Source organism: Mesorhizobium sp. B2-8-3, assembly GCF_006440815.1.
In the GTDB taxonomy this organism is placed as follows: domain Bacteria; phylum Pseudomonadota; class Alphaproteobacteria; order Rhizobiales; family Rhizobiaceae; genus Mesorhizobium.
On record NZ_VFTW01000020.1, the window covers coordinates 45,296 to 60,648 of the forward strand.

The following is a 15,353-nucleotide window of genomic DNA, read 5'->3' on the forward strand; positions in this document are numbered from 1 at the left end:
CGACAGCGCATTTGTATCACGATGGGTAGCACAGACTGTGTCACAGCTTTCCGGTCAACGTTGCCCCGGCTTTAGCTGGAGCAGGCGCTATATAGTGGCATCCTCATGCGATGTCGACTCGGGGTCCTTCATCGGGGCGGCTACCTCCCCAGAAGATTGCGCTCGACGGTCCTCAGATGCGTCAGCATCGCGTTGCTGGCGCCTTCGGAGTCGCGCGCCAGCAAGGCATCCAGGACGAGCTGGTGCTCGCTGCAATAGGTGGCGCGTCGCTCCTCCGAGAAGGAACGCTTCTTCATCTCGAACCACGGCCGCTGATTGCGCAGGACGCGCATGAGATTGTGGATCTCCTTGAGGAAGTCGTTGCGCGAGCACGCGAATATGCGGTGATGAAATTCCGCGTCCCAGTGCTCGAACGTCGGCATGTCCTGGGATGCGCAGGCGATCTTGTGCGCCTCGCGCACTGCGTTCAATTCGCCGGCGCTTGCATTGGTCGCGGCGAAGGATGCCGCCGCCGGCTCCAGCAACTGCCTGATCTCCATCATGTCGGCCGGGCTGGTCCCTTCCATCCGCGCGACGGTCGCGGCCATGGAATCGGGATTGGCTGCCGTCAAAAAAGTTCCGCGACCAACATGCCGTACGACCGTGCCGTCATCCTCGAGCAGGCCGACGGCGCGGCGCACGGTGTTGCGCGCCACACCGAACTCGCTCGCCAGGTCACGCTCGGGCGGCATACGGCCGTTTTCCATCCATTCGCCCAGCGAAATCCGTTTCTTCAAGGCGATAGCGATGTCGTTGGCAACCAGCTTGGGCATATTTGGCAGCGTTTATATGATCCAATGATGAACCATTCATAGCAGCTTTTCGTGCGCCCGTCCATCATGCAGACCTGCCAGTAGGTCACCATTTTCATGGCCGCGAGCGTTGGAACTATTTCAAGCAGCCAATCCGAATCCGACTTGCGGCCTAAGCCAATTGGCGCTAGCGTGTTTCAAAAGAGCAGAAAATTGGCTCAAAATTGGTTCACGGGAGGAAATTCATGCGGGTCGCGACTTTCTCGCTCGCCGGCGAAAGGCGGGTCGGCCTGGTCGATCTTGCCGCCCAGACTGTCGCCCCCTTCGATTTCCCCGTCGAGCGCGCCGAGACCGGATTGCTGGCGCTGATCGAACGCAACGGAGCCGGCGTGCCGCGCACCCTCTCCCCGGTCCCGCTGGCGGGCGTAGAGATCGAAGCTCCGATTCCACAACCACGCCGCAACATCTTCTGCGTCGGCAAGAACTATTACGAGCATGCGCATGAATTCGCCCGCAGCGGCTTCGATTCCAGCGCCGGCGCCGGCGCGGTGCCAAAACACCCGATCATCTTCTCCAAAGTGCCGGAATCGGTCGTCCCCAATCACGCCAGCGTGTTGATCGACTCCTCCGTGTCGACAGCGATCGACTATGAGGCGGAGCTCGCCGTCATCATCGGCAAGGGCGGGCGCGGCATCTCGAAAGAGGAAGCCCTCGACCACGTCTGGGGCTACACGATCGTCAACGACGTCACGGCGCGCGACCTGCAAGGCAAATACAGCCAGTGGCTGATCGGCAAATCGCAGGACACGTTCTGTCCGATGGGTCCATGGGCCGTCACCAGGGACGAGTTCGATCTCGCCAGCGCCGGCATCCGCTGTTTCGTCAACGAGGACCTGCGCCAGGACTCCAGGATATCGCTGCTCATCTTCGATATCCCGACCATCATCGCCACGCTGTCGCAAGGTATCACGCTCAAGCCGGGCGACATCATCGCCACCGGCACGCCCGTCGGCGTCGGCATCGGCTTCGACCCGCCCAGATATCTCAAGCCCGGCGATGTCGTGCGCATCGAGATCGACGGCATCGGCACGCTGGAGAACCGCTTCGTGGAGAGGCCGCAATGACGACCGTGACTGTCGGCCAGGTCGTCGGGGAAGTTACAGGCGAAGGCGCGGCCGTGGTGATGATCCACGGCCTCGGCGGCACCTCGAACATGTTCCAGCCGCAGATGGGGGCGCTGTCGGGCTACCGCGTCGTCCGGCTCGACCTGCCGGGGTCGGGCCGTTCGCCGCGGCCGATCGAGCCGCTCACCATCGAAGGGATGAGCGAAGCCGTGATCCGCGCCATGGCCGGCATGGGCGTAACGTCGGCGCATTTCGTCGGCCATTCGATGGGCACCATCGTGTGCCAGCAGATCGCGGCGACACAGCCCTCCTTGGTAGCTTCGCTCGCGCTGTTCGGCGCTTTGGCCGAACCTGCGGAAGCGACCCGGCAAGGCTTGGCCAACCGAGCCCGTCTGGCGCGCTCCGGCGGCATCGCCGACATCGCCGATCAGATCGTCGCCAATGCGATCTCGGCGCACACCAGGGAGACATCGCCCGCGGCAGCGGCCTTCGTGCGGGAATCGATCACCCGCCAGGACCCCGAATCCTATGCCCGCACCTGTGAGGCCCTGGCCAAGGCGACAGCTGTCGATGCGCGCCGGATTTCGGCGCCGACCCTGCTCGTCACCGGCGATGCCGACACGGTCAATCCGCCAGGTGTCGCCCAGGCGCTTGCCGACAAGATCAAGGGAGCCGTATTCTCGTCGCTCGATCGGTGCGGACACTGGGCCACGGTGGAAAGTCCGCGCGAGAGCAGCTCGAAGCTCGCCGATTTTTTGAGACGGGTTGATAGGTGAGGATTTCGGATCGGGCGTAGACTTATGCGCTCGGCAAGTTGGGAGGCTTGTTATGGCAGACGAAAACTGGGCCGGAAACGGGTCGGGAAGCACGCTCTTCACCAATGTGCGCGTACTCGACGCATCAGGTGAATATCCCTACACCGGCGAGGTGCTGGTGCAGGGCAACCGCATCAAGCAGATCACCAAGGGCTCGTCCCGCTTCGGCTCCTCCGCGTCGTCTTCCTACAATGGCGGCGCGCCAGGGGGCGTCACCGTGATCGACGGCATGGGCGCGACGCTGATGCCCGGCATGATCGACGCGCATCTGCATCTGTCCTGGAACAACGCGCCCGGCATCGATCCCATCCAGATGATGGAGATCGAGGAGCACATGCTGGTCACCATGGAGATGGCCAAGCTGGTGCTCGATGCCGGCTTCACCGCCGGCCGGGGCGCGGCCGCCGCCAAGCCACGGCTCGACGTCGTCGCCAAGAAGTTCATCAACCAGGGCCGGTTTCCCGGACCGCGTTACCTCGCGGCGGGACCGGAGATCACAACGGTCGGCGGCCTTGGCGATTCCGCGCCCTCGCATATTCCGCATGAGGGCCTCAATCTCGGCATCGTCGTCTCCGGTCCGGAGGAAATCCGCCGCACGGTGCGCCAGCTGATCAAATACGGCGTCGATTCGATCAAGCTCAACCTATCCGGCGAGAGCATCACCGGCATGGGCGCCGAGGAGACCCCGATGTCCGAAGAAGAGGTCGCCATGGCCGCCTCCGAGGCGCGCTGCCGCAACAAGGTCCTGTCGGCGCACGCACGCTCTTCCGGCTCGGTCAAGCAGTGCGTGCGCCACGGCATCCAGAACATCTACCACGCCTCCTTCGCCGACGAGGAAGCGCTCGACATGCTCGAGGCGGTCAAGGACAAGCATTTCGTGGCGCCGGGCATCGCATGGCTGATCAACACCGCGCGGTACGCCGAGCAATGGGGCATCAAGCCCGGCTCGCCGCTGTCGCTCGAATATGAGCGAGAGCTTGAAATGTGCGTCGACACGATGAAGAAGATGCACCGGCGCGGCATTCGCGTGTGCATCGGCGGCGACTACGGCTTTGCCTGGACGCCGCAAGGCACCAACGCCAAGGACATCCAGACCTTCGTCGAGATGCTCGGCTTCTCGCCGATGGAGGCGATCCAGGCCGGGACCAAATATGGCGGCCAGATCATGGGCATGGGTGACGAGCTCGGCCTGATCAAGGAAGGCTACCTCGCCGATATCCTGTTGATCGATGGCGACCCGATTTCGGACGTGCGCATCCTGCAGGACAAGAACCGCATCCTCGCCATCATGAAGGACGGTAAGTTCCACAAGGCGCCGCGCATGAACGAGCAGCGCCGGCGGCTGACCGCATGAGCATACTCGACCAGCCATCGTCCTCGCAGCTGTCGGGCGGCGGCATGACACGCCGCCAGGCCTGGGGCCTCGTCGGCCTGCTGGCCGCGGCGATCGTCGCCTGGCTGGTCTTCGCCGTCTGGCCCGCCTGGCTGAACGCGATCCTGATCTCCAAGAAGGCCTTCGTCAGCGCCATCCTCAACGGCCTGACGCTCGCCGGCCTCTATTTCCTGGTCGCCAGCGGGTTCACCCTGATCTTCGGCTTGATGCGCAACATCAACCTGGCGCACGGCTCGCTTTACCTGCTCGGCGCCTATATCGGCTACGAGGTCACCAGCCGCACCGGTTACTGGCTGCTCGGCGTCGCCGCCGGCTTTGCCGTGCTGGCCATCATCGGCGTCGTCATGCAGGTTTTCGTCTTTCGCCGCCTGGAGGGCGACGACCTCCGACAGACCCTGGTCACCATCGGCATCTCGATCGTCGCCGCCGACCTGATGCTGGCGGTGTGGGCCGGCGGGACGTACCAGATCGCCACGCCGGAATGGCTCGACGGCGCCTTGACCTTGCCCGTCGTCACCGCGGTGCGCTCGAGCGGCGCTTCGGTTTTCCTGACCTATCCGCTCTACCGCGTGGTCGTGCTGGCGGCGGCGATCGTCATCGGAGTCGGGCTCTGGCTGATGCTCAACAGGACCCGCGTCGGCATGATGATCCGCGCCGGCGTCGACGACCGCGCCATGCTGTCGGCCTCGGGCGTCAACGTGCACGCAGTGTTCGCCATCGTCTTCGCGGTCGGCGCCGGGCTTGCCGGTTTCGCCGGCGTGGTCGGCGGATCGGCCCTCTCGGTCGCACCCGGCGAGGACGTGCGCTATTTGCTTGCCTCGCTGGTCGTGGTGATCGTCGGCGGCATGGGCTCCATCACCGGCGCGGCGATCGGAGCGCTGCTCATCGGGCTGGCCGAGCAGATCGGCCTGGTCTATTTCCCGACCTACGGCGTGGTGCTCACCTTCGTCATCATGGTGGTGACGCTGGCGGTGCGGCCGCAAGGCATCATGGGGAAGGCGAGATGAGCCTGACCACGGTCGCCGACGGCGCGGTGCCGCAACAGAACTGGCTGGACAAGATCGGCGCGGGTCACGTCATCCTTGCCGTCGCGCTCGTTCTCTATCCGCTGGTGGCATCGGATTTCTTCCTGACGCAGATCGCCGGCTACTCGATGATCTTCGGCGTGCTGGCGCTGTCGCTGATGCTGCTGGCCGGCTATGGCGGAATGCTCAGCCTGGCGCAGATCACGGTCGCCGGGATCGCCGCCTACGCCGTCGCCATCCTCGGCAGCAACAATTCCAACGTGCTGGGCTTCGGCTGGCCCTGGTGGATCGTCGTCCCCTTCGCGGTTGCCGCGGCGGCGGTGTCGTCGGCGCTGATCGGCTGGATCTCGGTGCGCACGGAAGGCATCTACACGCTCATGATCACGCTGGCGATCGCGACGGCGACCTTCTACTTCGCCCAGCAGAACTACGCGATCTTCAACGGCCATTCCGGCTACGCCGGCATTCACGCGCCGGTCTTCTGGGGCATCGACTGGCGGGACCCGAAACCCTTCTATTACCTCTGCCTCGGCCTTGCGGCGCTGTCCTACGCGGCGGTGCTCTACGGCTCCCGCTCCACCTTCGGCATGACCTTGCAGGCGATCCGCGACAATCCGCGAAGGATGCGAGCGCTGGGCTATCATGTCACCGCGCACAAGGTCTTCGCCTGGTTCCTGGCAGGCATCCTCGCCGGGCTGGCGGGCGTGCTTCTGGTGTGGTTCAACGGGCGCGTCTCGCCCGGCACTATCGGTGTCGACGTGGCGATCGACATCCTGATCATCGCCGTCATCGGCGGCCTGCGCCACCCGATCGGGCCGTTCGTCGGCGCGATCGTCGTCATACTGATGCAGACCTTCGCCATCGACATCGTCGGTGCCGAGCGTTTCAACACGCTGATCGGCCTGGTGTTCCTGGCGATCGTCTTCGTCTCGCCGGATGGAATTCTTGGGTTGTGGGGGAGGATCAAGCCACATCTTGCCCAGGGATCCTTGCGCGCCGGCCCCTAGCGGCTGGCGCGGATGAAGCACTGCTGACCAATCAAACGGGAGGAACCGAAAATGCACAGACGTACACTGCTGGCCCTGGCGCTGTTCACCGGGCTGACCGCGCCTTCGATGGCGCTCGCCGCCGACGACACGATCAAGATCGGCCTGCTCGCCACTTTCGAGGGGCCGTTCACGGTGCTCGGCGAGGACGGCGAACGCGGCGCCATGACGGCGGTCGCCGAGACCAACGGCACCGTCGCCGGCAAGAAGATCGAGATCGTCAAGGGCTCGTCCGACGCCTCGCCCGACAGCGCCGTGCGCGCCGCGCGCAAGCTTGTCGAGCAGGACGGCGTGAAGGTGCTGGTCGGCCCGCTTTCGGGCGATGAAGGCCTCGCCGTCAAGGACTATGCCAAGACCAAGCCGGACGTGACGTTCATCAACGGCACCTCGGCAGCGCAGGACACGACGCTGCGCAATCCGGCCGAGAACTTCTTCCGCTTTTCCACCGACGGGGCGCAGTGGATGGCCGGCCTCGGCACCTATGCCTTCAACGACAAGGGCTACAAGAAGGTCGCCACCGTCGCCGAGGATTACTCCTTCCCCTACACGCAGGTGTTCGGCTTCATGGCCGAGTTCTGCAAGGCCGGCGGGCACGTGCCGTCGAAATCCTGGGTGCCGATCGGCAACAAGGACTTCTCCTCCGTCATCGCGGCGATTCCCGAGGATGTCGACGCCATCTATGTGGCGCTCGGCGGCGCCGACGCCGTCAATTTCCTGACCCAATACCAGCAGGCCGGGGGCTCGGCTCCGCTCATCGGCGGCTCGATCACCGTCGACCAGACCGTGCTGACTTCGAAAGGCAAGCTGAAGGATGTGCTGAAAGGCACGCCGTCTGCCGGACCGACGGCCGACACCAATGACGCGCCGGCCTGGAAGACGTTTGTCGACGCCTACGAGAAGCAGCCGGGAGCCTTCCCCTCGCCGTCGCTCTTCGCCCATGGCTACTATGTGAACATGAAGGCGACGCTGCTGGCGCTCGACCAGGTTGGCGGCGACGTCTCCGACGGCGGCAAGAAGTTGCGCGAGGCCTTGTCGAAGCTTTCCTTCGACACGCCGACCGGCAAAGTGTCGCTCGACAAGAACCGCAACGCGGTCGCCGACATCTTCCTGACCGAGGTTACCGAAGGCTCGGACGGCACTCTTCTCAACAAGCTGGTCAAGGTCGTGCCGCAGGTCAACCAGACGCTGGGCATCCCCGAGGACGAGTTCATGAAGCTCGGGGCGGTCAACCGCGACAATCCGAGCTGCCCGTAACGGCACGAGCCAAGAGCATCGTCAGTGACCGAAAACCTGGCCGCGAACCGTCTGCAGAGCACCAGTGCCTACGCGCTGGAGCTCGATGGCGTGGCGCGGCATTTCGGAGCGCTGGTGGCGCTCTCGGGCATCGACATGAGGATCGCGGCCGGCGAGCGGCGCGCGGTCCTCGGCTCCAACGGCGCCGGCAAGACCACCCTGTTCAACGCCGTGACCGGCGACTTCCTGCCGACTGCCGGACGCATCCGTTTCTTCGGCGAGGACATCACCGACCTGCCGCCGCACGAGCGTATCCGCCGCGGCCTGCGCCGCACCTATCAGATCTCGCAGCTGTTCAAGGGGCTGTCGGTCCTCGATTCCATCTTTCTCGCCTGCCGAGGCGTCTCGCGCCAGCGGTTTTCGCTGCTGAGGCCCACCGCCGCCGACGTCAACATGGTGCAGGCGCGATCGATCCTCGAGGCGGTTCATCTCGAAGCCCATCGCGACGCACTGGTGGCGACGCTGAGCCACGGCCAGCAACGCCAGTTGGAAATCGCGCTGGCGCTCGCCGGCGCGCCGCGCTTCATCCTGTTCGACGAACCGGCGGCGGGTCTTTCGCCGACCGAGCGGCGCGACCTCGTCGCCATCCTCAACGCGCTGCCGAAGCATATCGGTTTCATCATCATCGAGCATGATCTCGACGTCGCCCTGCGCGTGGCGGACTACGTGTCGATGATGCACAATGGGCACCTGTTCAAGGAAGGCACGCCGCAGGAAATCGAGGCCGATCCGGAGGTCCAACAGATCTATCTCGGAGGCAAGCATGGCTGAACGCCCCGCCGGCAAAAGCCCCAGGGCGGTGCTGAAGATAGAAGATCTGCAGGTCTTCTACGGCGAGAGCCATGCCTTGCAGGGGATTTCGCTGACGCTGGAGAGCGGCGTGCTTTCCGTGGTCGGCCGCAACGGCATGGGCAAGTCGACGCTGTGCAATACCATCGTCGGACTGAAGCGCGCGCGCTCCGGCTCGATCCGCTTCGACGGCCGCGAGACCACCGCGCTCGAACCGCACGAGATCCACCGCCTCGGCGTCGGCTATGTGCCGCAGGGGCGGCGCGTCTGGCCAAGCCTGACGGTCGACGAGCATCTGCGCCTTGCCGGCGGCAATCGGCGTGACGCGAGTTGGACGGTCGAGCGTGTCTACCAGACCTTTCCGCGCCTGGCGGAGCGCCGGCACAATGGCGGATCGCAGCTGTCGGGGGGCGAGCAGCAGATGCTCGCCATCTCGCGCGCGCTCCTCAGCGACCCGAAGCTTCTGGTGATGGATGAGCCGACCGAGGGGCTGGCGCCGATCATCGTCGACCAGGTCGAAAAGATGCTGGTCGACCTTGCCGCCGAAGGCGAGATGGCGGTGCTCGTGATCGAGCAGAACATCGGCGTCGCCACCGCTGTCTCCAGCCAGGTCGCGATCATGGTCAATGGCCGGATCAACCGGCTGATGGACGCGGCCGCGCTCGCCGTCGACCGCGACCTGCAGCAGCGGCTGCTCGGCGTCGGACGCCATGCCGAGGAAGCGCCTGTCACGCCGACGGAAGCGGCACAGGCAAAGGAGCAACTGGCGGCCGTCTATCGCATCGACCGCGCGACCGCCGGATCGCTCGAGCCGGCGGGGGGCGACGGCGTCTATCGGCCCGTCACCCAATTGCCCAACCGCTGGAACGTGCCGGTCACCGAACTGAGGCAGGCGGCCGTCGACAAGACGGCGCCCCAGGACGACCCGAGGAAGGTCTTCGCCATCCCCTTTGCCGAGCGCATCGGCAAAACCGTGCTGGTCGTCGGCACGTTCGACACCAAGGGCAAGGAATTGCGCTTCGTCGCCGACCGGCTGAAGTCGCTCGGACTGCCTGTGCGCACCGTCGACCTGTCGACGTCGGGAAAGCCGTCGAGCGCGGACGTTCCCGCCATGCAGGTGGCCGGCATGCACCCGCGCGGATCCTCGGCCGTCTTCACCGACGATCGCGGCGGCTCGGTCAGCGCCATGGCGGAGGCTTTCGCGCGCTGGATCGAGCGGGAACCGCGCATCGGCGGCATCATCTCGGCGGGCGGCTCCGGCGGCACGACGCTGGCGACGTCCGGCATGCGGGTCTTGCCGGTCGGCATCCCCAAGCTGATGGTCTCGACGGTGGCTGCGGGCGACGTCGCCAAATATGTCGGCGGCGCCGACATCATGATGTTCCATTCGGTCGCCGATGTTCAGGGGCTGAACTCGATCACCGAGCAGGTGCTGTCCAACGCCGCCCACGCCATGGCCGGCATGGTCGCGCAACTGCCCAATGCCGAGGCGTGGGACGCCAGGCGCAAGCTGGCGCGCCCTGCCCTCGGCATCACCATGTTCGGTGTCACCACGCCGGCGGTGCAGGCGGTGACGAAACGGCTCGAAGCCGACTATGACTGCCTCGTCTTCCACGCCACCGGCATCGGCGGGCGCGCCATGGAGAATCTCGCCGACTCCCGGCTGCTATCGGCCTTCCTCGATCTCACCACGACCGAAGTGGCCGACATGATCGTCGGCGGCGTCTTCCCGGCGACCGAGGATCGTTTCGGAGCGGCGATCCGCACAAGGCTGCCCTATGTCGGCTCGGCCGGCGCGCTCGACATGGTCAATTTCGGGCCGCGCGAGACCGTGCCGGAAAAGTTCCGCGGCCGCAAATTCGTCATTCACAATCCAAATGTCACGCTGATGCGCACGACCCGCGACGAGAACCGGGCCTTCGGCGAATGGATCGGCACGCGGCTCAACGCCATGGACGGACCGGTGCGCTTCCTGCTGCCCGAGGGCGGCGTGTCGCTGCTCGATGCGCCTGGCCAGCCCTTTCACGATCCGGAAGCCGACAACGCTCTGTTCGAAGCGATCGAAAAGACCGTTCGCCGGACGCCCCAGCGCCATGTCGAGCGGGTGCGCGCCAACATCAACGACATGCCCTTTGTCGATGCGGTGATCAGCGCTTTCCACGCGATCGGCCCAAAACTGCAGAGGCGGGCATGAACAGTTGGACTTTACCGGACGGCGGACGGATCTTCGAAATTGGTGCCGGGCGCCTGGCACTGACCGGATTGTGTAGGGGAGAATAAATCATGGACGCGCAGAGCTTTGGCGCTTTCCTGTTGTGGCTGATCGTTGCCGCGGTCGTCGTGGTGATCGCCGTCTACATCTTGCGATGGCTCTATCGCCGCTCGACCAAGGAGACGGCGTTCGTGCGCACCGGCTTCCTGGGCGAGAAGGTGGTGGTCAATGGCGGCGCCTTCGTCATTCCGGTGCTGCACGAGATCACCCCGGTCAACATGGGTGTGCTGCGCATCGAGGTTCGCCGCGAGGACGCGCTGGCGCTGATCACCAGGAACCGCATGCGCGTCGACCTCATCGCAGAGTTCTTCGTCCGTGTCGGCGCGAGCCGGGAATTTGTTGCCGCGGCCGCGCAGACGCTCGGCCGCCGCACGCTGCAGCCCGAGAGCCTGCGCGAACTGCTGGAGGGCAAGTTCGCCGGCGCCATGCGCACCGTCGCCGCGCAGATGACGCTGGAAGAGATGCATGAGCTGCGCGGCGACTACGCCGACAAGGTCCGCGCGCTTGCTTCGGATTCGCTGACCGCCAACGGGCTGGAACTGGAAAGCGTCGCCATCGTCGACCTCGACCAGACCAGCCTCGAATATTTCGATCCGTCCAACGCCTTCGATGCCGAAGGCCTGACGCAGCTGACGGAGTCCATCGAGACCAGGCGCCGCATGCGCAACGAGATCGAGCAGCGCACTTTGGTCGACATCCGCAACCAGAACCTCGACACCCAGCGCAAGGTGCTGGAGATCGAGCGCGACACCGAATATGCGCGCCTCGAACAGGAGCGCGAAGTCGAGATCCGCCGCGCTGCGCAGCGCTCCGAGCTCGCCAGGGAACGGGCCGTACGCGACCAGGAAGCCGAACAGGCGCAGCTTTCCGCACGCGAGGCGGTGGAGAAATCGCGTCTTGCCCAGGAGCGCAGCATCACCGAGGAACGCATCCGCAGCGAGGAAGACACGCAGCGCCGTGAGATCGCGCGCCGCCGCGCGCTCGACGAGGCCGAGATGAAGATGCGCGAATTGACCGAGCGCGAGCAGATCGCTCTCGGGCTTTCGCTGGAGAAGGCGCGCATCGAGCGCGAAGGCGCGCAGAGCGGGCTTGAGATCGAACGCAAGAAGTCGCTCGAAATAGCCGAGCTCGAACGCCAGATTGCGCTGGCGGAAAAGGCGCTCGAAGTAACCAAGGCGGAGGCGGAGAAGCGCCGCGCCGAGATCGTCGAGAACCAGGCAACCGAGACCGCGCGGATCGAGCAGGAACGTGCCGTCGACGAGGTGCGGATCGCCAGGGAACGCCATCTCGAAGCCTTGCAGATCGCCAAGCGCCAGGCCTTCGAGGAAGCCGAGATCTCGGCTGGAGAAGAGGTCGAGCGAGCCCGCATCACCACCGAGCGCGGCATCGAGGAGGCGCGTCTCATCAAGGAGCGCGATCTTCGTCAGCTCAGCGTCGACCGCGACCAGAAGATCGAGATCGCTGAGATCCAGAAGGCTATCGACATCGCCAAGAAGACGCAGGAACGCTCCTCGGCGATCGCCGCGTCGGAAGCCGTTCGCGCCAAAGCCATCCAGGCCGAGGAACAAGCCCTGACCGCCCGCGAGCGCGAGATCGCCGAGCGCCGCAAGCTGACCGACCTGATCGCCGCCCAACGCGAGGCGGAGCGCGAGGCCCTTCGCGTGACGGCCGCCGCCGACGCCGAGATGAAGGCCGCAAAGAGCCTGGCGGAGGCACGGAAGATCGCGGCCGTCGCCGCCGCGGAAGCGGAAAAGATCCACGCCCTTGCCGCCGCCCAGCGCTACGAGGTCGACGCGACCGGCCATCGGCAGATCAACGAAGCGGAGAACCTTCTCTCCAGCGAGGCGCGCGCCGGGCGCCTGCGCGGCAAATTGCTGGATCACATGGAAGGCATCATCCGCGAGAGCGTCAAGCCGATGGAGAAGATCGACGGCATCAAGATCCTGCATGTCGACGGTATCAACGGCGGATCTGGCGGCAACCGCAACGTCACCGACGAGGTGATCGATTCGGCGCTGCGCTACCGGGTGCAGGCGCCGATGATCGACAATCTGATGAAGGAGATCGGCATCGAGGGCGGCTCGCTCGGACGGATGACCGACGTGCTGCGCGATGCCAAGGACATTTCGAACCTCGCCCGCGATAAGAAGGGCAAGGGCAAGGCCGCCAAGGACGATGATGACGACCGCGACCATTGAGGTGACGGCGGTGTTTTCTTGCCAAGTGGTTCCCCCACTCCGTCGCTGCTTGGCAGCGCCACCTCTCCCCCCTCCGCAGGGAGAGGAAAGGAGCCAGTTGGAATCGCCTCGCGCCTTTCCTCTCCCCCGTCGATCGGGGGAGAGGTGTCGAGCGAAGCTCGACGGGGTGGGGGTCGATCTGGCGCGGCGCGAGACAATAAATGCTCGGACCGCCATGCCCACAGCCGGCTCTCAAGCATGACCAAGGTCTATGTCTCCTCGGTCATCCCGGCCCCGGCCGCGGACGTCTGGAAGGTCGTGCGCGACTTCAACGGCTTGCCGGACTGGGCGCCTTTCGTGGCCGAGAGCCGCATTGAGCAGAATGCGCATGCCGACCGGATCGGCTGCATCCGCAGTTTCACGCTCAAGGACGGCGGACGGATCCGCGAACGACTGCTGGCGCTGTCCGACTACGACCTCTCCTGCAGTTATGCGATCCTGGAGAGCCCGATGCAGGTGGAGAACTATGTCGCCACCTTGTCGCTGACGCCGATAACCGACGGCAATTTGACGTTGGCCGAATGGCAGGCCGAGTTCGATTGCGCCCCCGGGCGCGAGGCAGCGCTTACGCAGCAGATAGGCAGCGGCGTGTTCCAGGCCGCGCTTACCGCGCTGAAGCAGCGCTTCGGACGCTGACCCGCCGCGAATGGTCCAGGTCCGCCAGAGCACGATCATCGATGCCCCGATCGAGGAGGTATGGGCCATCCTGCGCGATTTCAACGGCCACGACCGCTGGCACCCGGCCATCGCGTCGAGCGAGATCGATGGCGGCGAGCCGGCCGACGCGGTCGGCGCCGTGCGTCATTTCCGTCTGGCCGACGGCGGCGAACTGCGCGAGCAGCTTCTGGCGTTGTCCGACAAGGAGCGCCGGCTGAGCTACTGCCTGCTCGAGGCGCCGCTGCCGTTGATGGGTTATGTCGCGTCGATACGGCTGAAGCCGGTAACCGACGGCAACGCCACCTTCTGGGAATGGCGCTCCGAATTCCACCCGCCGGCGCATCGCCGCGACGAACTGGTGAAGCTGGTCGCCGAAGATATCTATCGTGCCGGCTTTGCCGCGATCCGCAATCTCCTCGGGCGCCGCGACGCCGCCACGCCGGCCGAGGCAAGGCCGTCGCCGGCAATCATGCCGTCGAGGCCGACAGGCGTGGCACCCCGTTCGATCCCCGCGCCATCGATCCTAGCACCGCCCCGGGACACACGAGAAACGACGCGCGCGATCCTCGTCGAGCGCTATGGCGGACCGGAAGTGCTGCAGCTGAAGGAAATCGCATTGCCGCCGCCGGCGCCCCACGAGGTGCGGATCCGCCACATGGCGATCGGCGTCAACTTCATCGACGTCTATTGCCGCACCGGCTTCTTCGATCTGCTGCGGCCGCCGGGCGTGCCGGGCATGGAGGCCGCGGGCGTCATCGAGGCAATCGGCCCGGCGGTGTCCGGCCTGTCGGTCGGCGACCGTGTCGCCTATGCCTGCCCGCCGGTCGGCGCCTATGCAGAGCGCCGCAACATGACGGCCGACCTGTTGGTGCGGCTGTCGGACGACATTTCTGACGAGGTCGCCGCCGCGAGCCTGCTCAAGGGCGTGGCAGCCAGTTTTCTCCTGCACGACGTCCATGCCGTTCGGCCAGGCGAGGTCGTGCTCATCCACGCCGCCGCCGGTGGCATCGGCCAGTTGCTGGTGCAATGGGCACGCCATCTCGGCGCAACCGTGATCGCAACCGTGTCGAGCGATGACAAGGCGCGCATCGTCGAGCGTCTTGGCGCGCACCATGTCATCGTCTATTCCCGGGAGGATTTCAGCGAGGCGGTGATGCGGCTGACCGCCGGCGCAGGCGCCAACGTCATTTACGATGCCGTCGGTGTCGATACTTTCGCCGGCTCGCTCGCGGCCCTTGCCACACGCGGTCATCTCGTCAGCTTCGGCCAGGCATCGGGGCCGGTCGGCGCCTGGGACATCGACCGCCTGGCCTCGAAGTCGATCACCGTTTCGCGGCCCAATTATGCTCATTACACCGACACCCCCGAGAAGCTCGCGCCACATGTCGGCCGCTTCTTTACGGCATTTCGCCAGCGCGCCGTCAGGATCGGGCAGCCAGCGTCCTACGAGCTGGCCAAAGCCGCGGACGCCCATCGAGACCTGGAAACCCGCAAGACCAGCGGGGCGCTCGTTCTGTTGCCGTAGCCACCCACGGCCGGTCAGAGCGATGGGAAGCTGTTGACGCCGGTGCGCATCGGGTTTTCCGACTTCCATTTTTCGAGCGGGTTCTGCGATTCCATTCGGCGGCATAAGGGCCGAGCGTGGTGAAATGCACGCCCGCGCAGGCTTTCATGCGCTGGATCAGCCGGTCGAGCATCATGATGCGATGGCCGCGGCCGATGAATTCGGGATGCATGGTGAGCGTGTAGATGCCGCCCTTGCAGTTCTCGAACGCATACTGGAAGTTACCCACCAGATTTCCTCGATGTCGGGCGGATTCGAATAGCCCTGGTTTCAGCCGGCAACGACCTCGAAGGCCGGATAATCGTCCAGCCCCCCGGTGACGGGAAGCTCGACGATATCGGTCGCCG

General features: G+C 65.3%; 13 protein-coding genes. 12 read left to right on the plus strand and 1 reads right to left on the minus strand.

Going from position 1 to position 15,353, the window contains the following annotated elements; genetic code table 11:
- Positions 1-140 precede the first annotated feature (140 nt).
- Positions 141-812: an FCD domain-containing protein gene (locus FJ418_RS23920; RefSeq protein WP_140709083.1), complete on the minus strand. Its 672-nt coding sequence runs from the start codon at positions 810-812 to the stop codon at positions 141-143.
- A 224-nt stretch (positions 813-1,036) separates the two neighbouring features.
- On the opposite strand from FJ418_RS23920, the gene FJ418_RS23925 reads away from it, so the two are divergent.
- From FJ418_RS23925 to FJ418_RS32065, 12 genes are all read left to right on the plus strand, one after another.
- On the plus strand, positions 1,037-1,915 hold the full coding sequence (locus FJ418_RS23925; RefSeq protein WP_140653997.1) for a fumarylacetoacetate hydrolase family protein: 879 nt from the start codon (positions 1,037-1,039) through the stop codon (positions 1,913-1,915).
- The gene (locus FJ418_RS23930; protein WP_140709079.1) at positions 1,912-2,691 is read left to right on the plus strand and encodes an alpha/beta fold hydrolase; all 780 of its coding nucleotides are present in this window, start codon (positions 1,912-1,914) and stop codon (positions 2,689-2,691) included. The genes FJ418_RS23925 and FJ418_RS23930 overlap by 4 nt, the downstream gene beginning before the upstream one ends.
- Before the next feature lie 52 nt (positions 2,692-2,743).
- Complete coding sequence (locus tag FJ418_RS23935; RefSeq protein ID WP_140643868.1) at positions 2,744-4,084, plus strand: amidohydrolase family protein; 1,341 nt, start codon at positions 2,744-2,746, stop codon at positions 4,082-4,084.
- Between the two features lie 44 nt (positions 4,085-4,128).
- Positions 4,129-5,130 carry a branched-chain amino acid ABC transporter permease gene (locus FJ418_RS23940; protein WP_181167073.1) on the plus strand — a complete coding sequence of 334 codons (1,002 nt, stop codon included), beginning with the start codon at positions 4,129-4,131 and terminating at the stop codon, positions 5,128-5,130.
- A complete protein-coding gene (locus FJ418_RS23945; protein ID WP_140782655.1) occupies positions 5,127-6,155 on the plus strand; it encodes a branched-chain amino acid ABC transporter permease in 1,029 nt (342 codons plus the stop codon). The genes FJ418_RS23940 and FJ418_RS23945 overlap by 4 nt, the downstream gene beginning before the upstream one ends.
- Before the next feature lie 51 nt (positions 6,156-6,206).
- On the plus strand, positions 6,207-7,448 hold the full coding sequence (locus tag FJ418_RS23950) for an ABC transporter substrate-binding protein (protein WP_140653990.1): 1,242 nt from the start codon (positions 6,207-6,209) through the stop codon (positions 7,446-7,448).
- Between the two features lie 24 nt (positions 7,449-7,472).
- Entirely contained in the window at positions 7,473-8,258 is a 786-nt protein-coding gene (locus FJ418_RS23955; protein WP_140653988.1) for an ABC transporter ATP-binding protein, read from the plus strand.
- Positions 8,251-10,470: an ABC transporter permease gene (locus tag FJ418_RS23960; protein WP_140869830.1), complete on the plus strand. Its 2,220-nt coding sequence runs from the start codon at positions 8,251-8,253 to the stop codon at positions 10,468-10,470. Before FJ418_RS23955 ends, FJ418_RS23960 begins: the two co-directional genes overlap by 8 nt.
- Positions 10,471-10,559: 89 nt before the next feature.
- Positions 10,560-12,746 (plus strand): flotillin family protein, encoded by a 2,187-nt coding sequence (locus tag FJ418_RS23965; protein WP_140869833.1) that lies wholly within the window; start codon positions 10,560-10,562, stop codon positions 12,744-12,746.
- A 237-nt stretch (positions 12,747-12,983) separates the two neighbouring features.
- Entirely contained in the window at positions 12,984-13,421 is a 438-nt protein-coding gene (locus FJ418_RS23970; protein ID WP_140833569.1) for an SRPBCC family protein, read from the plus strand.
- Between the two features lie 10 nt (positions 13,422-13,431).
- Positions 13,432-14,967, plus strand: coding sequence for an SRPBCC family protein (locus FJ418_RS23975; RefSeq protein WP_140869836.1), 1,536 nt, complete (start codon positions 13,432-13,434; stop codon positions 14,965-14,967).
- 124 nt (positions 14,968-15,091) lie between these two features.
- Entirely contained in the window at positions 15,092-15,268 is a 177-nt protein-coding gene (locus FJ418_RS32065) for a hypothetical protein (RefSeq protein WP_181167070.1), read from the plus strand.
- Positions 15,269-15,353: the final 85 nt, after the last annotated feature.